The sequence below is a fragment of the Janthinobacterium sp. KBS0711 genome (assembly GCF_000988085.1).
GTDB lineage: Bacteria > Pseudomonadota > Gammaproteobacteria > Burkholderiales > Burkholderiaceae_D > Janthinobacterium > Janthinobacterium lividum_E.
Genome location: NZ_LBCO01000035.1, coordinates 492145 through 512117, shown reverse-complemented (window position 1 = coordinate 512117; position 19973 = coordinate 492145). Strand labels below are relative to the sequence as shown.

Here is a 19973-nt window from a genome sequence, read left to right as displayed (position 1 = left end):
ACGGCCGGCTAAGTCTGCTGGTCTTGCTGTTCCTGCGCCATCTGGCGGTTGACGATGTCAGCGGTGATACTGCCTGGCGCATCGAGTTCGCGCTGCGCCAGCGCGCGCATGGCGTCATTCGCCAGGCCGGCCAGCAAGGCGGCGCACAGTGCGTCCGCCTCGGCGGCTTGTCCCTGGCCGCGCAGTATGGCAGCGGCGATCCGCACGTCTTTTACCAGATTCATCAGTTCCGCCGCCAGCCGCGGCGGCGTGCGCGGCGCAGGAAACAGGGGCAGGCTGGCGGCCAGCTCATTGACCATATCGAGGTGCTCCAGCGGGGCGCCGTGATAGCGCTCCGCCAGCGCGAAATTGCCTGACTCGACGACGGCTGGCAGGGCTTGCCAGGCGTACTGGCGCGCCAGTTCGGGGGCGCATGTGTCCAGCCGGGCGAACAGGTCGGCGGTGGAACGGGCATCGCCCAGCGTGTCGTTCATCTTGGCGATGAGAGAGAAGCGCGACCTGCCGCCAAAGGTATTGCCTGACAGCAGCAGCTGGATTTGCGCATCACGCTCCGCCTGCAGGGCGGCGTACGCGGGCGCGTAAGCCTCGGCCAAGAACTTCCATTCCAGCATGATCATGAAATAGCTCGACCTTGCCGGATTCAGGGTTTGCCCGGCTTCGGCGAACAGCTCTTGCAGCAGCGGCAGCGCTTCCGCGTGCCGGCCCTCGTTGCGCAGTGCAATGAGACGTGTCGAACGGCTATCGATGTCGGGCATGGCGATCCTTGTCTGGAATGCACCATAGTAACAAGTCCACACCCGGCTGGCTACGCCTCAGGCGGCAGGCTTGCCGGTACGGCGTTTTCTCGCGCCGTAGGCCGTCAGCGCCAGTCCCGCCAGCAGCATGGCCCAGGTTTGCGGTTCCGGTACGGCCGGCAAGACTGTCGGGCCGGTGGGCGGCAAGGTTGGCAGGATCACGGTGGGCGGCACGATGATGCTGCTGCCCTGGTCCGGCGGCAGGCCGCTGCCACCACCTCCGCCACCTCCGCCGCCCATGCCGGCCGGCGGCGTGATGCTGCTGACTGTACGCACAAAATCGAAGGGCAGGAAAGGAGTGCTGGCCACCTCGGGCGGCATGGCGCCGCCCGTGAAGGAGCCGCCGCGCAAGGCGTCGGGATTGTCGATCAGGGGCACGCCTGCCGCTTCCGGTGCGGCCGGTGCGGCGGCAACGGGTGCTGCGCCGCCGGGGGCGGCGCCTGCCGCCGGCGGCGCCGATGCGGGCGCCTGCGTGATGCGGCTGACATTGCGGCAGATCGTCGGCACGAGGACGCACTGGCCCTGCACGCAATACACGAGTCCCCGTTCCTGCATCTGTTCGCTCCAGCCCGCACGTGTGACGTTGCGGCAGACGCGGCCCGGGCCGAAATGCATGTCGCTGATGCGCGCGTTGTAATTGCCCTTGCCGCGGATGGCGTCGCGGCTGATCACCACGATTTCATCGTACTGGCGCGCGCGCATGCGCTCCTTCAATTGTTCACGCACGGGCGGCGCGATATCCGTATAGCGGTCCACGGCTGCGACCACGTCACCCATGAACGGATCGACACCGGGACGATTCCAGTTGCAGTTATCCAGCACATTGGCGCGCGCGGTGCCTTTCGCGTAGGCGGGCAAGGGCGCCAGGGACAAGGTGGCAAGCAGGCATGCCGCACCCAGCATGCTGGCTCCCGCGATCCAAGAGCGGTGTCTCATTGTTGTTCCTCGTGAAAACAATATCAAAATTGAACTTTTTGTGTGAGTTCGAATGTTATCACCGAAGAAACTTCAATATCAACTAATAAATAAAATTATTACAATTAGTGTTGTGTTTATTGATTTATTTTAACTAGAAATGATTAATATTTTTATCTCGATAGGCGAACGTCGGCCGCGCAGGGGAATTGATTGCAATGGGGAAATGCAAACGGCCCGCGCAGGGCGGGCCGTTGAAGGCGAAGATAAGGAGGAGGGAGTGGCTGTTTACATCAGCCCATGGAACAGCACGACGTCGACAAGGTCGCCGGCGGCCACGTGGCCTTGCGCTTCATGCAGCACGATCATGCAATTGGCTTGCGTCATCGAGCGCAGGATGCCCGAACCTTGCGCGCCTGTCACGCGCACGTGCTGGCGTCCGTCCGCGCCACGTTCGACGATGCCGCGCTGGTATTCCGTGCGGCCCCGTTTCTTGCGGATAGGCGCTTGCGCCGCCACCTGCAGCAGGGGCAGGGCGGACGTGTCCGCATCGGCGCCCATCAGGCGCAGCAGGGTGGGGCGGGCGAGGAAATAAAACGCCGCCATCACGGCCACGGGGTTGCCGGGCAGGCCCAGCAGCAATGCCGTGTCGCCCTCGCTGGCAATCCGGCCGAAGGCCATGGGGCGGCCCGGGCGCATGTTGATGTGCCAGAAGGCCACTTCACCGAGGCGCGCGAGGATCTCGCGCGTAAAATCGGCCGCGCCGCTGGACACGCCGCCGGAGGTGATGATGACGTCAGCCTTGGCGCAGGCGCCGCGCAAGGCCGCTTCCAGCGCTGGCGGATTGTCCTTGACGATGCCCATGTCGAGCACTTCGCAGCCCAAACGGCTCAGCATGCCCAGCAGGGTATAGCGGTTGCTGTCGTAGATGCAGCCCGCGTCGAGCGCTTCACCGATCGAGCGCAATTCGTCGCCGGTGGAAAAGAAGGCCACGCGCAGCCGTCGGCGCACGGGCACCGTGGCGATGCCAAGCGAGGCCAGCAGCCCCAGTTCGGCCGGTCCGAGTAGTTTGCCCTGCAGCAGGGCCGGCTGGTCCTGCATCAAGTCTTCGCCCTTGAAACGGCGGTTGTCGCCAGGGCGGATGCAGTCCGGCGCGACGGTGATGCTGTGCTCGCTGGCTTGCTGTACCAGTTCCTGCGGCACCACGCTGTCGCAGCCGTCCGGCATGACGGCGCCCGTCATGATGCGCGCGCATTGCCCGCGCTGCACGGTGACTGTGCCGGGACGCCCGGCCAGGATGGTGTCGACCACGGCCAGGGTAACGGGTGCGTCGCCACCGAGGTCGGCACCATGCAGCGCATAGCCATCCATGGCGGAGTTGTCGTGCGCGGGCACGCTGATGGGCGAGATGATGTCGGCCGCCAGGATGCGCTCGAACGCTTGCGGCAGCGGCAGTTCCTCGATCTCGGCGACGGGGGCGACGGTGTCGGCCAGGATGGCTTGCGCCATCGGTACGCTCAATCCCTGCGCCTGCAGGGCGGCCAGCTCGTCCGGGGTATTGATGTTGCCGAACGCGGCGCCGTCCTCGAACAGTACCTCGGCCAGTCTCAATGGGCCATGCCAGGTGCGCATGCGGCGCTCGCCGCCGCGCAGATAAGCGTCCAACTGGGGCAGGGCCGAGGTTTTCACCAGGCAAAAGACGGGGTGCGGGCGGCGCACGGCCGAGCCCGTCGCTGGGTCGATCTCTTCGGTGACGGCGATGGCCAGGTCGGCATCGTTATCGATCAAGCCGGCCGCCAGGCGCGTTGCCAGGTCGGGCGGCAGCAAGGGAGAGTCGCACGGCACCGTCAGCAAGTAGGGCGTGCCGGCGTGCCGCATGCCGCTGTGCAAACCTGCCAGGGGCCCCAGCTGGCCCGGCAGAGAGTCCGGCCACACGGGCAAGCCGAAGCGCGCGTAATCGCCGGCATCCGCGTGGACACTGATGGCCAGCTGGCCCACTTGCGGCGCCAGGCGTTGCAGCACGTGGCGGGCCAGGGGCTGGCCATGCAGGGGCAGCATGCCCTTGTCGCGCTGGCCCATGCGCGTGCCGAGGCCGCCGGCCAGGACCAGGCCGGTAATGTCGTGTTTGTTGATCATGTCAGGTAGGAAAATTGGTGCATGCGCCATGGTAGCAGCGCGGGGCGTGCGCCGCCGCGGATTCAGCCGCCGATGTACGACATTTCCACTTTCTTTTTACCGTGCTCAAGTGCGCCGCTCGTCAAGTCCGTCTGGCTGGTGCGCAATTGCGAATAGCGGTCGCCGCGGCCGCGCCACAGCTGCGCCACGGCCGAGGATATTTCCGCGTCGCTGCGGCCGCCGCGCAGCAGGCTGCGCAAGTCGTGGCCGCTGCTGGCGAACAGGCAAGTGTACAGCTTGCCCTCGGTCGAGAGGCGGGCGCGGCTGCAGTCGGCGCAGAATGCCTGCGTGACGCTGGAAATGAGGCCGATCTCGCCGCCGCCATCCGCATAGCGCCAGCGCGCCGCCGTCTCGCCCGTGTAGTTCGGGTCGATGGGCAGCAAGGGCAGGTGCGCGGCAATGCGGCGCACGACTTCGGCCGAAGGGATGACTTCCTGCAAGTTCCAGCCGTTCGAGGCGCCCACGTCCATGTATTCGATGAAGCGCAGGATGTAGGGCGTATTCTTGAAGTGGCGCGCCATGGGCACGATTTCCTGCTCGTTCATGCCGGCCTTGACGACCATGTTGATCTTGATGGGCCCCAGGCCGGCGGCATGCGCCGCATCGATGCCGTGCAGCACGTCGGCGACAGCGAAATCGACGTCGTTCATGCGCTTGAAGGTGGCGTCGTCGAGCGAGTCGAGCGACACGGTGACCCGGTTCAGGCCCGCATCCTTGAGCGCCTGCGCTTTTCTGGCCAACAAGGAACCGTTGGTGGTCAGGGTCAGGTCCAGCGGCTGGCCCGACGGCGTGCGCAGCGCGGCCAGCATGGCGATGAGCTTTTCGATATTCTTGCGCAGCAGCGGCTCGCCGCCCGTCAGGCGGATCTTTTCCACGCCGTGTTCAACGAACAGGCGCGCCACGCGCGTGATTTCCTCGAACGACAGCAAATCCGTGTGCGGCAGATACACGTGGTTCTTGTCGAACACGTCTTTCGGCATGCAGTACACGCAACGGAAATTGCAGCGGTCGGTAATCGAGATGCGCAAGTCGTGCAGGGGCCGGCCCAGGCTGTCGGCCACGTTACCGCTGGGACTTTCCAGCCGCGCGGGGATCGCCGGTGCCCCATTGCGGGCTTCGGCGAGGTAGATAATCTTGTCAGCCATGAAAGGTCATGCCACTTACGTAAAATCGGTCAAGGCAGATACGATAGCACGAGGCCGAAGATGGCACAGGCGAGCAGCAATTTGATGGTGCCTACTTGAAACCTGATCAGCGCCACGCCGGCCGCCAGCGCGATGGCAATCGCTACCCAGTCCCAGTGCGGCAGCGGGTTTTCTTGCCAGAAGACGTGGCGCCCAAAGAACAGGGCCAGGCTGGCGATGACGCCCACCACGGCCGCCGAGATGGCCGTCAACGGCGCGCTCAGGCGCAAATTGCCGCGCGCCGCTTCCACGAGGGGGGCGCCGGCCAGGATGAAGATGAACGAGGGCAGGAAAGTGAACCAGCTGGCAACGAGCGCGCCGCACACGCCCGCCAGCCACAGCTGCTCACCCGTCACGGCGTGGCTCCAGCCGCCGACAAAGCCGATGAAGGCGACGATCATGATCAGGGGGCCGGGCGTCGTTTCGCCCAGCGCCAGGCCATCCATCATTTGCGCGCTCGTGATCCAGTGGTAGTGGTCGGCGGCGCCCTGCACCAGGTAGGGCAGCACGGCATACGCGCCGCCAAAAGTCAGCAGGGCCGCCTTGCTGAAGAACACGCCCATCTGCGCCAGCGGCTGGTCCGCCCCGCCCGCCAGCGCCAGGCCCAGCCAGGCGAGGAAGGCCAGCGCCAAGCCCACGGCAGCCGTGCCAAGCAGGCGCGGCCAGCGGAAGCGCGCGTGGTCCGGCGTGGGCGTGTCGTCATCGATGAGGGCGGCGCCGTAGCGGGCCGCGCCGCCGTGCGACGCGCCGTTGGCATGAAAGTGGCCCGGCAGCCAGCGCCCGCCCGCCATGCCAAGCAGCGCGGCGGCGAGCACGATCAGCGGAAATGGCAGCTGTAGCACGGTGATGGCGGCAAATGCGGCCGCCGCGATGGCGATCAAGGCGGGGCTGCGCAAGGTGCGCCGGCCCAGGCGCCAGGCGGCCGCCAGCACGATGGCGACGACGGCCGGCTTGATGCCGTACAGGACGCCGGCGATGGCGCCCACGTGGCCATACGCCATGTACAGCCAGGACAGGGCGATCAGCACCAGCAGCGAGGGCAGCAAAAACAGCAGGCCCGCCACCAGGGCGCCGCGCGTACGGTGCATCAGCCAGCCGATGTAGATGGCCAGTTGGGTCGCTTCCGGCCCCGGCAGCAGCATGCAGTAATTGAGGGCGTGCAGGAAACGCTGCTCGGAAATCCAGCGCCGCTTTTCCACCAGTTCCGCATGCATCATGGCGATTTGCCCGGCCGGGCCGCCAAAGCTGACGCAGCCCAGCTTGAGCCAGTACCAGAAGGCGCTGCGCAGGCTGACGGGGGCGGGAGGCAGATTGGCGTTCTCGTGCATGGCGGGTGGATGGCAGCAAAAAAGTGGACATAAAAAAGGGGAAGCCTGAGCTTCCCCTTTCATCATTGGCGGCTGGGCGAACCCGGCGCGCTTATGGACGCTGCGTGTTGACCTGGATCAACGGCTCATCCGATTGCGGCGGCAATGGCTTGCGTTCGCGCGGCTTGCGTACCGGAGCGACTGCCTTGGCGGCCGCTTCCTGCGCCAGGCGCAGTTTTTCCGGATCGGTGGCAGCCAGGGTCAGGCCGGCCGAGCCGAGCACTGCGCTCAAGTCCAGCGGCGCTGCCACAGGGGCTGGCGCCGGAGCAGGAGCAACGACAGGTGCTGGTGCCGGGGCAGCGGCAGGTGCAGGAGCCACTTCGGCAACCACGGGTGCCGCTTCCTCTACGGCAGGCGCCGCTTCGATGACTGGCGCTGCTGCTGGCGCTTCTTCAGCCACGGCGACGGTTTCCACGACAGCAACCGTTTCCACGACTGGCGCCGCTTCGACGATGACTTCCGCTGGAGCAGGCGCTGGCGCCGGTGCAGCTTCCGCTTTCTCGGCAAAGCTGTACTCGGCAGCTGGTGCCGGTTCGGCAGCGGCTGGCTCAGCTTGCGCTGCAGCAACGACGGCTTCGACAGGGGCTGGCGGCACGATCACTTCAGCAGCAGGCGCGGCTTCCTCAACCTTGGCTACTTCCACCACTTCGACCACTTCGACGACTTCAGCCACGACGGCTGGGGTAGCTTCGGTTGCAGCTTCCACTGGCGCGGCGACGGCAACGACAGCGGCGGCAGCCACGACGGCGACTGGAGCGGCATCCGTTGCAGCTTCCGGCGCCGGAGCGACCGTAAAGCTGATCACGGGTGCGTCCTGGCCTTCGTTGTCACCGTTTGCCGATTCGATCAGCTCGCCCGTTTCGCGGTCGCGGCGGTTGCGGTTGCGGCCACCACGACGACGGCGGCGGCGCGGTTCTTCGCCTTCCACGTCGTTTTCCGTCTCTTCGCCTTCAGGGCCGGCATTTGCCGGTGCTTTCAGCAGGTTTGCCGGTGCGGCGTCGGATTCCGGGCCGTTTGACGGCACGACGACATTCACTGCGCTGGCGGTGGCGCCAACCAGTGCCAGCTCTTCAGCTTTCACTTCAGCAACAACAGCCTTGTCGGCGCGTGGTTCGCGGCCTTCGCGTGGCTGGCGTGGCGGACGTTCGGCGCGCTCTGGACGTTCCGTGCGTTCCGGGCGCTCGGCGCGTTCAGGGCGTTCACCGCGTTCGCGTGGTGCTGCTGCCGTATCGCCGTTCTCGCGCGCTTCACGCGGCTCGCGTGGCGGACGCGGTGGACGTGGCGGACGGGCCGCTTTTTCCAGTGCTTCCGCTTCTTTCGCTGCATCGTCCTGGGCTGGACGGCCCTGGCCCGGTTCGCGTTCTTCGCGGCCAGGCTTGCCGTTGCGGCCACGGCCACGCGGGCCACGGCTGTTGCGGTCGCCACGGTCGGCGCCGGCCGGCTTGGCTGGTGCGACAGGCGCGGGTGCGGGCGCCACCGGTGCCGGAGCGCCGGTGAAGAAGCTGATGATCTTGGCGATCAGGCCCTGTGGTGCGGCAGGCGCGGCCACGGGAGCCGGTTTCGCTTCGACGGGCTTGCGCTCGACCAGCGGTGCCGGCTGGTCAGGGGTGATCGTCTTGACGACGGCTTCCTGGCGCGGCTTGGCTTCTTCCTTCTGGCGCTTGCTGTAAGCCATGTCGGTTTCAGCGCTTTCAGCCAGGTTGTAGCTGGCCTGGCTATCTTCCAGACGCGGATCGTCGTGCTTGATGCGTTCCAGCTTGTAGTGCGGCGTTTCCAGATGCTTGTTCGGGATCAGGATCACGGCGATGCGGTGGCGGTTCTCGATCTTCAGCACTTCGCCGCGCTTTTCGTTCAGCAGGAAGGCGCCCACGTCCACGGGCACTTGCACGTGGATGGTGGCCGAGTTTTCCTTCATCGCCTCTTCCTGGATGATGCGCAGCACCTGCAGGGCGGACGATTCCGTATCGCGGATGTGGCCGGTGCCGGAGCAGCGCGGGCACGTCACGTGCGAACCTTCGGACAGCGAAGGGCGCAGGCGCTGGCGCGACAGTTCCATCAGGCCGAAGCGCGAAATCTTGCCCATTTGTACGCGGGCACGGTCATGGTGCAGCGCGTCTTTCAGGCGCTGTTCCACTTCGCGCTGGTTCTTCGCCACTTCCATGTCGATGAAGTCGATGACGATCAAGCCGCCCAAGTCGCGCAAGCGCAGCTGGCGGGCCACTTCTTCGGCCGCTTCGCAGTTGGTGTTGAAGGCGGTCGTCTCGATGTCCGAGCCGCGCGTGGCGCGGGCCGAGTTGACGTCGACGGAGACCAGCGCTTCGGTGTGGTCGATCACGATGGCGCCGCCCGATGGCAACGGCACGGTGCGGCTGTACGCCGTTTCGATCTGGTGTTCGATCTGGAAGCGCGAGAACAGCGGCACGTCGTCGCTGTAGCGCTTTACGCGGTGCACCATGTCGGGCATCACGTGGCTCATGAACTGGTGCGCCTGGTCGTAGATCTCGTCGGTGTCGATCAGGATCTCGCCGATGTCGGGCTGGAAGTAGTCGCGGATGGCGCGGATCACGAGCGACGATTCCTGGTAGATCAGGAAAGCGCCGTTGGCCGACTTGCCGGCGCCTTCGATGGCGCGCCACAGTTGCATCAGGTAATTCAAGTCCCACTGCAGTTCATCGACGTTGCGGCCGATGCCTGCCGTGCGGGCAATGACGGACATGCCAGCTGGCAAGTCCAGTTTATCCATGGTTTCGCGCAATTCCTGGCGCTCTTCCCCTTCCACGCGGCGCGATACGCCACCGCCACGCGGGTTGTTCGGCATCAATACCAGGTAACGGCCGGCCAAGGAAACAAACGAGGTCAGGGCGGCGCCCTTGTTGCCGCGCTCTTCCTTTTCAACCTGGACCATGATTTCCTGGCCTTCGCGCAGCGCTTCCTTGACGGAAGCGTTACGCACGTCGACGCCTTCGCGGAAATACGTGCGGGCAACTTCCTTGAAAGGCAGGAAGCCGTGGCGGTCTTCGCCATAGCTGACGAAGCACGCTTCGAGCGATGGCTCGATGCGCGTGATCACGCCCTTGTAGATGTTGGATTTGCGCTGTTCGCGCCCGGCTGTCTCGATATCGATGTCGATCAGTTTTTGTCCGTCGACAATCGCTACGCGCAGTTCTTCTTGCTGCGTGGCATTAAACAACATGCGTTTCATTTTTATAACTCCGCGACCCGTAGGCCATCTCAAAGCCGCTTCCGGGGAAGCGGCGAAGTACAGGGATATATGCGAGAACGGGAGTGCTGGCGGGGGAAATGCCCAGGCGTGCGGAGCAACAACGCGTACGAGGTATACGTTACGGCCGCAACAGGCGCGGTGAGGTCGATCGTCATGCCGAGTGCACAGGACACTTGCAACTCATCTGAAACAGCCCGGATGAGAATGAACTGCATCGGGGACAGAGAATGCAAGTGGTCAGCAAATTCAGAGCCAAAATCGTTAGCCGGCTCATTACAGGGATCGCGATGGCGAGGCTTGGCCTCAGCCTATCATCGACAACCCTCAGTATTTGGCCACATACGGGGTTTGGCGAAAACGGCAAGCGTTATCAACTTCATCAACCCACGAGCCCGACTCGATAAGTCGCGCTAACGGGTACTTATCCTTATAATCCCACACTCACTTCAGCATCTCCACGCGTTATCCGATTACAACTACGGTGCAACCTTGATTCGCGCAGGGATGGTGCATATACATTTTTTTCCACCGAATTTGCAATTTGGCGAGGCCGGTGGAGACGCCCCTGTGTAAAATGTGCTTTTATTCTTACACTCGCAGCAGCCAGGGCCGCAGCAAAAACAATTATATATTCAAAATGAAGGACTTAGAGAGATTTCTGGGAAGACATAGTAAATGAAGAGTCAAAATGATGTTGTTCCCCCTTCAACACCCCCGGTTCAGCCGCAAGCCCAATTCGTAACGATCGCCGAGGAAGAAGCAGGCCAGCGCATCGACAACTACTTATTAAGAGTGTGCAAGGGAGTGCCTAAAAGCCACATCTACCGGATCTTGCGATCGGGAGAAGTGCGGGTTAATAAAGGCCGTATCGATCAGCTGTACCGTCTCGCCGCCGGCGACGTGGTGCGCATTCCACCCGTGCGCGTGGCCGAAAAGGCCCCCACGGGCGCGCCGGCCGCCGAATTCAAGATCATCTTCGAAGATGCGCAGCTGCTCGTCATCGACAAGCCAGCCGGCGTGGCCGTGCATGGCGGCTCGGGCGTGTCGTTCGGCGTGATCGAGCAATTGCGCGCTTCGCGCCCCGACGCCAAGTTCCTGGAATTGGTGCACCGCCTGGACCGCGACACGTCCGGCCTGCTGTTGCTGGCAAAGAAACGTACGGCGTTGACGAATTTGCACGAACAGATGCGCGACGGCGTCACCGACAAGCGCTACCTGGTGCTGGTGGCTGGCGACTGGAAGAATGCACGCCAGCATATCAAGTTGCCACTGCACAAATATACGACGGCCGAAGGCGAGCGCCGGGTGGCCGTGCAGGCTGATGGCCTGGCGTCGCACACGGTGTTTTCACTGTTGCATAAATATCACAACTTCGCCTTGCTGGAAGCGGAATTGAAGACGGGACGCACGCACCAGATCCGCGTGCACCTGTCCTCGTCCGGTTTCCCCATCGCCGGCGACGATAAATATGGCGACTTCGCCCTCAACCGTGCCCTGTTGAAAGCCGACAGCACGCGCGGCGCCCTGAAGCGCATGTTCCTGCACGCGCACCAGATCACGTTTACGCATCCGGAAACGGGCAAGACGATGACCCTGAATGCGCCGCTGGCTGCCGAATGCGAGCGTTTCTTGGTAAGCTTGGGCAAACCATTGGCCGTTGCCGCACGATAAGTAACCATTGCGTGCGCGCGACACTACTCACAAGGTAGTCAGTCGCCATCATTCATTCTCAAGGAGCCGGCGGCTATGCCGTCGGGAAACATGGCAAGAAAGCAATTTGATCTGATCGTCTTCGATTGGGACGGTACCTTGATAGACAGTACTTCGACCATCGTCAAGTGCATCCAGGCATCGGCCAAAGACCTCGGCTTGCCCATTCCCACCGAGTTGCTCGCTTCGCATGTGATCGGCCTGGGCTTGCAGGAAGCCATGCAGCTGGTGATGCCCGACGTGGAGCCGAAATTCCATGCGCGCATGGCCGAGCGCTACCGCTATCACTACCTGTCGCGCGACCATGAGCTGACCTTGTTTCCTGGCGTACACGAGATGCTGCAGGAACTGTCGCAGCAGGCGTATTTCCTGGCGGTGGCCACGGGCAAGAGCCGTGTCGGCCTGAACCGTTCGCTGAATGCCGTCAAGCTGCTGTCCCTGTTCGATGCGACGCGCTGCGCCGACGAAACGTTTTCCAAGCCCCATCCGGCCATGCTGCAGGAGCTGACGCGCGAATTGGGGCAGGATATGCGCCGTACCGTGATGATCGGCGACACCAGTCATGATTTATTGATGGCAAGCAATGCAGGCGCGGCCGGTATTGCCGTAGAGTATGGGGCGCATCCGGTGGCGCAGTTGCAAGCTTGCAATCCCCTGTATTCGGCCGCCACGGTGGCCGACCTGCATCAATGGCTGAGCGAGCACGCATGATGACCGACGTTGCGGAAGTGTTGATTTGTGCGGCCGACGCCGTGGCCGATGGCGGCAAGGGCGTGCGCTTTCCCGTCTCTGCCGGCGGCGAAGCGACCACGGGCTTTGTCGTGCGCCATGGCGGCAAGGCGTATGGCTACCTGAACCGCTGTGCCCACGTACCGATCGAACTGGACTGGGCGGAAGGCGAGTTTTTCGAGTCCAGCGGCTTGTACCTGATGTGTTCGACGCATGGCGCCATCTATGTGCCGGAAAGCGGCTTGTGCGCGGGCGGCCCCTGCAAGGGCGGACGCTTGCGTCCGATCGCCGTGGCCGAGCGCGATGGCCAGCTGTACTGGCAACCCGACGAGTATGTCCAGCCGCTGCCGGCCTGAGGCCGGGGCAGGCATTATTGCAATTTAAACAAAGTGAATCATGAGCGATAACACGAATGACAAGCTGGACAGCAGCGCACCAGCCGCCGGCCACGGCGTCCCCGCAGGGAACTGGGAGCGCGACGTGCTGGAAAAGCTGGTATTTGCCACTTTGCAAGAACAACGCGCGCACCGCCGCTGGAGCATCTTTTTCAAGGTCTTCGGCCTGCTGATCGTGCTGTTCGCCCTGTGGGTGTTTTATGACTACAACACGGCCGACGACAGCGAAACCCTGGGCCGCCATACGGCCCTGATCGACATCAGCGGCGCCATCGAATCCGAAGGCAGCGGCTCGGCCGCCGTCGTCATCCCTGCGCTGGACAAGGCGTTTTCCGATAGCGGTTCCGTGGCTGTGGTGCTGCATATTAATAGTCCGGGCGGCAGTCCCGTGCAGGCCGGCATGATCGTCGACGAGATGCAGCGCCTGCGCAAAGGCTATCCGGACAAGCCTTTATATGTGGTGGTCGATGAAATGTGCGCTTCGGGCGGCTATTACATCGCGGCCGCCGCCGACCGCATCTACGTCAACAAGGCCAGCGTGGTCGGCTCCATCGGCGTGCTGATGGATGGCTTCGGCTTTACGGGCGTGATGGAAAAGGTCGGCGTCGAGCGCCGTTTGCTGACGGCGGGCGAGAACAAGGGTTTCATGGACCCGTTCAGCCCCCTGACGGAAAAGCACAAGGCGTATGCGCAGAGCATGCTCAATGAAATCCACCAGCAATTCATCGAGGTGGTGCGGGCGGGACGGGGCAAGCGCCTGAAGGAAACGGCCGATACCTTCTCCGGCTTGTACTGGACGGGCGCGAAAGCCGTGGAAATGGGCCTGGCCGACGATTTCGGCACGGTAGACAGCGTGGCGCGCGACGTCGTCAAGGCGGAAGACATCGTCGACTACACGCAGCATGAAGGCTTGCCGGAGCGGGTGCTGAAAAAGTTTGGCGCCGCCATGGGCGCGGGTGCCATGAAGGCGGCCGTGCAGCAGTCACAACCGGCGTTGCGCTGAGGACATCACTCTTGGCTGGCAGGCAAGCCAATCGAGAATGATTTTCAATAAGGTGGTAAATTGGCTTGAAAAAGGGGCTGCTTGGGCTATAGTGAAAGCGTAGTTCTTTTCAAGGAGGGGCGATATATCAACTATGTTGTCAGTACTAACTTGATTGGCAGGTCTTGGAACTACTCGCCGCATCGCAGATGTGGTTTTGAGTGAATTTACATTCCTCACTAAAGTCCCGATGGGGCTTGGGAACGGCGGCGCAATGCCGCCGTTTCCTTTTGTGCGTCGTCCGTGCCGGACGGGCACATGTTGCTGGATGTCGTAGTTGGGCGTGCTGGCAAGGCAGGCATGCGAGGGCAGGGCATGGCTGGCAGGTGGGCCGGGTTCAGACGGCGCAGCCGTTGCAGTGCGCGGGCAGGGTAGTTGCCTGCCGGGCCGGCGTCGCAATGGTGTTGACGCCGGAGCTGATGTCGGGCGGTGAGTCCGCCATGGCGGGCGTCGTCACCTTGTCGGTTTCCGCGTCCGCATCCGCGTGGGCAAAACCGCCCAGTTCCAGCCAGCACATGAAATGGCATTGCGCTTCGGCATGCCAGTGCGTCTGGCTTGCTGGCGATGGCGGCGCGTCCGCATCTTGCTGCGCAGAGGTGTTGCTCCAGCGTGCCACGCCGAGTCTGACCTTGTGCATGGCCGCCTGTTCCGCAGCGATGCGCTGGCGCATGTCGGCGATGCTGCCTTGTAAGGCGATGGTATCGGTATGCTTCATACAATGTCCTTGTGAGTCGTTGTCTGGTTATTATTCCTAAAGCTCGTTAGGCGGATTCCTAACGAAGTTTCAGTCTATCAATGCGATATTCCGAGCGCTTGATATTTCTCAAAGGAATTGGCCATTTATATCGAAATCTCACCTTGTACTTTAGCTCATCTGTGCCTGCGCAAGGCTGGTGTGTCTTCAAAGGCCTGGCGCAGGGCCGCTTCACGCTGCCAGCCGCTTCTGGTAAAGTCACGCCCATGAGTAAATTATCCCTAGACCGCATCCTGCAATCGCAGGGTTTTGGCACCCGTAAATATTGTCGTTCCCTCATCGAAGATGGCGATGTCGTCATCGATGGCGTCACCCAGACCAATTACCGCACCATCGTCGAGACCGAAGGCCTGGTGCTGCACGTGTTTGAAGAAGAGTGGGTGTACCGCGCGCACCTGTACCTGGCGCTGAACAAGCCGGCCAACTTCGAATGTTCGCGCAAGCCCAGCCATCATCCTGGCGTGCTGACCCTGCTGCCGGAACAGTTCACTTGGCGCGAAGTCCAGCCCGTTGGCCGGCTCGACCACGATACGACCGGTATGCTGCTGATGTCCGACGATGGGCCGTTTATCCATGCACAATCCTCGCCGAAGCGCCACGTCCCCAAGATTTACCAGGCCACCACGCAAGAGCCCGTGACGGATGAACTGGTGGCCCTGTTGCTGGCCGGTGTGCAATTGCACGACGAGCCGGCCCCGCTGGCGGCCCTCGTCTGCGTCAAGCGCGGCGAGCACCAGCTGGAAATCGTGCTCGAGCAAGGCAAGTACCACCAGGTCAAGCGCATGCTGGCCGCCGCCGGCAACCATTGCAGCGCGCTGCACCGTTCCGCCATCGGCAGCCTGACCCTGGAATCGCTGGGCATAGCCGAAGGCGAGTGGTGCTATCTGACTCCCGAGCAGATCGCGCTGCTGGCGTAAAACCCTTCTGATCGCCAAAGCCGGGGCTTCCCGGCTTTTTGGCGTCTTTAGCCTCCTGTTGCCTGCATTTGACGAAGTTTCCCGCACATGAAATTAGCTACCCTGAACGACGGCACGCGCGATGGCCAGCTGGCTGTCGTCTCGCGCGACCTGAAAACGGCCCACCTGGCCGATGGCATCGCCTCGACCCTGCAAAAGGCGCTCGACGACTGGAGCTTCATCGCGCCCCAGCTGGATTTGCTGTACCAGACCATCAACAGCGGCCGCGGCCACCGCGCCTTCGAGTTCGACCCGGCCAACTGCATGGCTCCCTTGCCGCGCAGCAGCCTGCGCGTGGCCGGCGCTTCTTATCTGCAACAGATCGAGCGGGCCTGCAAGGCCGCAGGCGTTGAAGCGCCGGGCAATCTGCGCGATGCGCCAAGGATGTATCAGGGGGGCAGCGATGATTTCCTTGGCGCCCACGATGACATCACCCTGGCGCACGAGCAGTGGGGCATCGATTACGAGGCCGGCATCGCCGCCATCACGGACGATGTGGCCATGGGCTCGACGCCGGACCAGGCGCACCTGAACATCAAGCTGTTGATGCTGGTCAACGACATCACCTTGCGCAACCTGGCGCCCGACGAGCAGGCCAGCGGCTACGGCTTCCTGCAAGCGAAGCCGGCCATGGCCTGTTCGCCTGTCGCCATCACGCCCGATGAACTGGGCGACGCTTGGCGCGGAGGCAAGGTGCATTACGCGCTGCGCTGTAGCCTGAACGGCAAATTGACGGGCCAGCCCCACGCGGGCGCCGACATGGCGTTCAATTACCCGCAATTGCTCGCCCATCTGTGCCAGACGCGCAACGCGCGCGCCGGCAGCGTGGTCAGCGCGGGCGGCGTCGCCAACAAGGAAGTCAAGAAGGGGTTTTCCAGCATCGTTGAGCGACGTAACCAGGAGATCATCGCCGATGGCGTCGCCAGCACACCGTATCTGCTGTTTGGTGATGTTGTTCGATTGGAAATGTTGGGTGATGACGGCAAATCGCTGTTTGGTGCGATCGAGCAGACCGTGAAGCAGGCGGAAGCCAGGAAGTCGCGCTAAGGTTTCTGAGGAGCAAAGGAAATACAGGGGATTTGCCCCCCTGTTCCGCCGATGGCGTGCACGAACTTGTACCGATAATGCTCCATGCCCAGTCCGTATTGCGCCTAGCCAGGCTGCAGGACTTCACCGGAGTTGATTGATGTCGGAAGACAGCGACGCAGAAAAGACCGAAGCCGCGTCACCGAAGCGCCTCGAGCAGGCGCGTGAGGAAGGCGACGTTCCGCGATCGCGTGAAGTGGCCACGTTTACGGTGTTGATGGCGTCCGGCTGCTGCCTGTGGTTTGCCGGCGACGCCATCGTGCGGCGGCTGACGGCCGTCATGGTTTCCGGGCTGACCCTGGACCGCGAGCAAATCCTCAATCCCGACGCGATGATGCTGCGCATCGGCTACGACGTCGGTTCGGTCTTGCTGACTTGCCTGCCGTACGCTGCGGCCATCATGCTCGTCGCCCTGGCCTCGCCCGTGCTGGTGGGCGGCTGGTTGTTCAGTTCCAAGGCGTTTACCCCCAATTTTGGCAAGCTCAACCCGATTCGCGGCCTGGGCAATATGTTTTCGAAGAATGCGCTGGTGGAGCTGCTCAAGGCCATCGCCAAGACCCTCGTCGTCGGCGTCGTCGCCTGGATGGTGATGCAGCATCAAAAGGACGCCGTGCTGGGCCTGTCGGTGGAATCGCTGCGCGCCGGTTCTGCCCATTTGATCAGCCTGCTGATCACGGCCTTTTTGCTGATCGTCGGCGCGCTGGGTTTGATCGCCGCCATCGACGGTCCGTACCAGATGTGGCACTACGCCAACAAGATGAAAATGACCTTGCAGGAAGTCAAGCAAGAGTCGAAGGAGTCGGACGGCAATCCGCAGATCAAGGCGAAGATTCGCCAGATGCAGCATGAAATGTCGCGCCGCCGCATGATGGCCGACGTGCCGACGGCCGACGTGGTGGTGACCAATCCTACCCACTACGCCGTGGCCTTGAAGTATGGCGAGAATTCGCGCGGCGCGCCGCAGGTGGTGGCCAAGGGCATCGACGAGGTGGCGGCGAAGATCCGCGAACTGGCCGGTGAACACAAGGTCGCCATCCTGGAAGCGCCGGCCCTGGCGCGCGCGCTGTACAAACATACGGACATCGGCGACGAGATTCCCGAGGCGCTGTATGGCGCCGTGGCCGAAGTGCTGGCCTATGTGTTCCAGCTGCGCAGCTATGGCAGCGGCCAAGGCCAGCGCCCGGACAAGCCGAAAAAACTCGACGTGCCGCCGGAGCTCGATCCGCTCGACCCCGCATCGCAGACCAAACCCGCGGCAGACGCGGCAGACAAGAATAAAGGAAGCACACCATGAACGGCCTGACCATGCCAGCCTGGCTCAGCGGATTGAAAGGCAACGCCAGCAAGGGTATCGCCGCGCCGGTCATCATCATCATGCTGCTGGCGATGATGGTGCTGCCGCTGCCCGCCTTCATCCTCGACATCTTCTTCAGCTTCAATATCGCGCTATCGATCATCGTGCTGCTGACGGCGCTGTACACGGTCAAGCCGCTCGACTTCATGGCGTTCCCGACCATCCTGCTCGTGTCGACCATGCTGCGCCTGTCGCTGAACGTGGCGTCCACGCGCGTGGTGCTGACGGAAGGCCATACGGGCGCCGATGCGGCCGGTAAAGTGATTGAAGCGTTCGGTCACTTCCTGATTGGCGGCAATTACACGGTCGGTATCGTGGTCTTCATTATTTTGACGATCATCAACTTTACCGTCGTGACGAAGGGTGCGGGCCGTATCGCCGAGGTGGGCGCCCGCTTCGCGCTGGACGCCATGCCTGGTAAACAGATGGCCATCGATGCCGACCTGAACGCCGGCCTGATCGGCGAAGACGAAGCGCGCCGCCGCCGCACGGAAGTGGCGCAGGAAGCGGAATTCTATGGCGCCATGGACGGTGCCAGCAAATACGTGCGCGGCGACGCCATCGCCGGCATCATGGTCACCGTCATCAATATCGTCGGCGGCTTGCTGGTGGGTTTGTTGCAGCACGACATGGGCTTTGCCGACGCCCTGAAGAACTACACCTTGCTGGCCATCGGTGACGGCCTGGTGGCGCAGATTCCTTCGCTGATCATTTCCACGGCGGCCGGTATCGTCGTCTCGCGCGTGGCCAGCGAACAGGACATCGGCACCCAGCTGGTGGGGCAATTGTTTGCGAAACCGCAAGTGCTGTATATTACCGCCGGCATCATCGGCGGCATGGGCCTGATCCCCGGCATGCCGAACATGGTCTTCATCCTGCTGGCCTCGCTACTGGCCGGCTCCGCCTATTTGATCAGCAAGAAGCGCACGCAGGAAAAAGAGGCGGCCGAAAAGCCGGCCGAAGCGCCGCAAGCAACCGTGGCGCCCGAGCAGGAAGAAGCCAGCTGGCAAGACATCATGCCCGTCGATACCCTGGGCCTGGAAGTGGGCTACCGCTTGATCCCCCTGGTCGACAAGACGCAAGGCGGCGAATTGCTAAAGCGTATCAAGGGCATCCGCAAGAAGTTCGCCCAGGAAGTGGGTTTCCTGGCGCCGCCCGTGCATATCCGCGACAACCTGGAACTCAAGCCGTCCGCCTACCGCATCACCTTGAAGGGCGTGGAAGTGGGCGTGGGCGAAGCGTTCAACGGCCAGTTCCTGGCGATTAATCCCGGCATGGCCAGCGGCACCTTGCCGGGCCTGGCCACGAACGACCCCGCCTTCGGCTTGCCCGCCACGTGGATCGACGCCAGCTTGCGCGACCAGGCGCAATCGATGGGCTATACGGTCGTCGATGCGGGCACCGTGGTGGCCACGCACTTGAACCACCTGATCACTTCGCATGCGTCGGAGCTGCTGGGCCGCGCGGAAGTGCAGTCGCTGCTCGACCACCTGGGCAAGGATGCGCCGCGCCTGGTGGAAGACCTGGTGCCGAAGATGCTGTCGCTGTCGACCCTGCAAAAAGTGCTGCAGAACCTGCTGGCCGAGGGCGTGCACATCCGCGACATGCGCACCATCATCGAAACCCTGGCCGAGCACACGGTTAACACGCAAGACCCGAACGAGCTGACGGCGCTGGTGCGCGTGGCCCTGGGCCGCGCCATCGTGCAGCAACTGTTCCCCGGCGCGGCCGAACTGTCCGTGATGACGCTCGACAGCCGCCTCGAACGTTTGCTGATGCAAGCGATGGGCAATGGCGGCGACGGCGCCGGCATCGAGCCTGGCCTGGCCGACACCATCGCGCACCAGGCAGGCCTGGCTGCGCAGCAGCAGGAAGCGCTGGGCCTGACGCCGGTGCTGCTGGTACCGGCGCCGCTGCGCGCCCTGTTGTCGCGCTTCCTGCGCCGCGCCTTGCCGCAACTCAAGGTGCTGTCGCATGCGGAAGTGCCGGAAACCAAGACGATCCGCGTCACGGCACTGGTGGGCGCGCAGTAGTTGACATGGTTAATGCCGGGGTCAGACCCTCAACACCGCCAACACGAAGGTCATCGCCAACGTGCGAGGGGGTCTGACCCCAGCAGTTGCTTTTGGTCAAAAAAGCATCAATTTCCTCCCGGCAAACTGAATAACGGGTACTTTCCCGTCCTGTTCCTTCGATCGTTTCCTGCAAGCATCGCTAATAATGGAAACTGTCCGAGTGATCTGTGTCCATGTGGAAGACAGCACTCAAGCAACAGGAGTCGATGATGGT

15 protein-coding genes are annotated in these 19973 nt (G+C 63.0%); 8 read left to right on the top strand and 7 right to left on the bottom strand.

What is annotated here, in order from left to right:
- Window positions 1-8 precede the first annotated feature (8 nt).
- From VM94_RS25445 to VM94_RS25420, 6 genes are all read right to left on the bottom strand, one after another.
- The gene (locus VM94_RS25445; RefSeq protein ID WP_046685957.1) at window positions 9-755 is read right to left on the bottom strand and encodes a hypothetical protein; all 747 of its coding nucleotides are present in this window, start codon (window positions 753-755) and stop codon (window positions 9-11) included.
- A 57-nt stretch (window positions 756-812) separates the two neighbouring features.
- Window positions 813-1730 (bottom strand): MHFG family PEP-CTERM protein, encoded by a 918-nt coding sequence (locus tag VM94_RS25440; protein WP_138829007.1) that lies wholly within the window; start codon window positions 1728-1730, stop codon window positions 813-815.
- Window positions 1731-1997: 267 nt separating this feature from the next.
- The gene (moeA, locus tag VM94_RS25435; RefSeq protein WP_046685955.1) at window positions 1998-3845 is read right to left on the bottom strand and encodes a molybdopterin molybdotransferase MoeA; all 1848 of its coding nucleotides are present in this window, start codon (window positions 3843-3845) and stop codon (window positions 1998-2000) included.
- Window positions 3846-3907: 62 nt separating this feature from the next.
- Window positions 3908-5029 carry a GTP 3',8-cyclase MoaA gene (gene moaA / locus VM94_RS25430; RefSeq protein ID WP_046685954.1) on the bottom strand — a complete coding sequence of 374 codons (1122 nt, stop codon included), beginning with the start codon at window positions 5027-5029 and terminating at the stop codon, window positions 3908-3910.
- Window positions 5030-5058: 29 nt separating this feature from the next.
- The gene (gene chrA / locus VM94_RS25425; protein ID WP_046685953.1) at window positions 5059-6396 is read right to left on the bottom strand and encodes a chromate efflux transporter; all 1338 of its coding nucleotides are present in this window, start codon (window positions 6394-6396) and stop codon (window positions 5059-5061) included.
- Between the two features lie 91 nt (window positions 6397-6487).
- The gene (locus VM94_RS25420) at window positions 6488-9637 is read right to left on the bottom strand and encodes an Rne/Rng family ribonuclease (RefSeq protein ID WP_046685952.1); all 3150 of its coding nucleotides are present in this window, start codon (window positions 9635-9637) and stop codon (window positions 6488-6490) included.
- 696 nt (window positions 9638-10333) lie between these two features.
- On the opposite strand from VM94_RS25420, the gene VM94_RS25415 reads away from it, so the two are divergent.
- From VM94_RS25415 to VM94_RS25400, 4 genes are all read left to right on the top strand, one after another.
- Window positions 10334-11329, top strand: a complete 996-nt coding sequence (locus VM94_RS25415) for an RluA family pseudouridine synthase (protein WP_034754116.1) — start codon at window positions 10334-10336, stop codon at window positions 11327-11329.
- A gap of 90 nt (window positions 11330-11419) precedes the next feature.
- The gene (locus VM94_RS25410; protein WP_046685951.1) at window positions 11420-12079 is read left to right on the top strand and encodes an HAD-IIIA family hydrolase; all 660 of its coding nucleotides are present in this window, start codon (window positions 11420-11422) and stop codon (window positions 12077-12079) included.
- Window positions 12076-12453, top strand: a complete 378-nt coding sequence (locus VM94_RS25405) for a Rieske (2Fe-2S) protein (RefSeq protein WP_181878030.1) — start codon at window positions 12076-12078, stop codon at window positions 12451-12453. Before VM94_RS25410 ends, VM94_RS25405 begins: the two co-directional genes overlap by 4 nt.
- 40 nt (window positions 12454-12493) lie before the next feature.
- Complete coding sequence (locus VM94_RS25400) at window positions 12494-13495, top strand: S49 family peptidase (RefSeq protein ID WP_046685950.1); 1002 nt, start codon at window positions 12494-12496, stop codon at window positions 13493-13495.
- 376 nt (window positions 13496-13871) lie between these two features.
- Here VM94_RS25400 and VM94_RS27565 read toward each other — a convergent pair whose 3' ends face one another.
- Window positions 13872-14249, bottom strand: a complete 378-nt coding sequence (locus VM94_RS27565) for a hypothetical protein (RefSeq protein WP_052755941.1) — start codon at window positions 14247-14249, stop codon at window positions 13872-13874.
- A 245-nt stretch (window positions 14250-14494) separates the two neighbouring features.
- On the opposite strand from VM94_RS27565, the gene VM94_RS25390 reads away from it, so the two are divergent.
- From VM94_RS25390 to flhA, 4 genes are all read left to right on the top strand, one after another.
- Complete coding sequence (locus VM94_RS25390; RefSeq protein ID WP_046686265.1) at window positions 14495-15205, top strand: pseudouridine synthase; 711 nt, start codon at window positions 14495-14497, stop codon at window positions 15203-15205.
- Between the two features lie 87 nt (window positions 15206-15292).
- Window positions 15293-16291: a fumarylacetoacetate hydrolase family protein gene (locus VM94_RS25385; protein WP_046685949.1), complete on the top strand. Its 999-nt coding sequence runs from the start codon at window positions 15293-15295 to the stop codon at window positions 16289-16291.
- 139 nt (window positions 16292-16430) lie between these two features.
- Window positions 16431-17624 (top strand): flagellar biosynthesis protein FlhB, encoded by a 1194-nt coding sequence (flhB, locus tag VM94_RS25380; RefSeq protein WP_046685948.1) that lies wholly within the window; start codon window positions 16431-16433, stop codon window positions 17622-17624.
- Entirely contained in the window at window positions 17621-19717 is a 2097-nt protein-coding gene (flhA, locus tag VM94_RS25375; RefSeq protein ID WP_046685947.1) for a flagellar biosynthesis protein FlhA, read from the top strand. Before flhB ends, flhA begins: the two co-directional genes overlap by 4 nt.
- Window positions 19718-19973: the final 256 nt, after the last annotated feature.

Bases quoted from the DNA above. Each gene is read 5' to 3' on its own strand.
- VM94_RS25445 (WP_046685957.1), bottom strand. From the start codon at position 755: ATGCCCGACATCGATAGCCGTTCGACACGTCTCATTGCACTGCGCAAC.
- VM94_RS25440 (WP_138829007.1), bottom strand. From the start codon at position 1,730: ATGAGACACCGCTCTTGGATCGCGGGAGCCAGCATGCTGGGTGCGGCA.
- moeA (WP_046685955.1), bottom strand. From the start codon at position 3,845: ATGATCAACAAACACGACATTACCGGCCTGGTCCTGGCCGGCGGCCTC.
- moaA (WP_046685954.1), bottom strand. From the start codon at position 5,029: ATGGCTGACAAGATTATCTACCTCGCCGAAGCCCGCAATGGGGCACCG.
- chrA (WP_046685953.1), bottom strand. From the start codon at position 6,396: ATGCACGAGAACGCCAATCTGCCTCCCGCCCCCGTCAGCCTGCGCAGC.
- VM94_RS25420 (WP_046685952.1), bottom strand. From the start codon at position 9,637: ATGAAACGCATGTTGTTTAATGCCACGCAGCAAGAAGAACTGCGCGTA.
- VM94_RS25415 (WP_034754116.1), top strand. From the start codon at position 10,334: ATGAAGAGTCAAAATGATGTTGTTCCCCCTTCAACACCCCCGGTTCAG.
- VM94_RS25410 (WP_046685951.1), top strand. From the start codon at position 11,420: ATGGCAAGAAAGCAATTTGATCTGATCGTCTTCGATTGGGACGGTACC.
- VM94_RS25405 (WP_181878030.1), top strand. From the start codon at position 12,076: ATGATGACCGACGTTGCGGAAGTGTTGATTTGTGCGGCCGACGCCGTG.
- VM94_RS25400 (WP_046685950.1), top strand. From the start codon at position 12,494: ATGAGCGATAACACGAATGACAAGCTGGACAGCAGCGCACCAGCCGCC.
- VM94_RS27565 (WP_052755941.1), bottom strand. From the start codon at position 14,249: ATGAAGCATACCGATACCATCGCCTTACAAGGCAGCATCGCCGACATG.
- VM94_RS25390 (WP_046686265.1), top strand. From the start codon at position 14,495: ATGAGTAAATTATCCCTAGACCGCATCCTGCAATCGCAGGGTTTTGGC.
- VM94_RS25385 (WP_046685949.1), top strand. From the start codon at position 15,293: ATGAAATTAGCTACCCTGAACGACGGCACGCGCGATGGCCAGCTGGCT.
- flhB (WP_046685948.1), top strand. From the start codon at position 16,431: ATGTCGGAAGACAGCGACGCAGAAAAGACCGAAGCCGCGTCACCGAAG.
- flhA (WP_046685947.1), top strand. From the start codon at position 17,621: ATGAACGGCCTGACCATGCCAGCCTGGCTCAGCGGATTGAAAGGCAAC.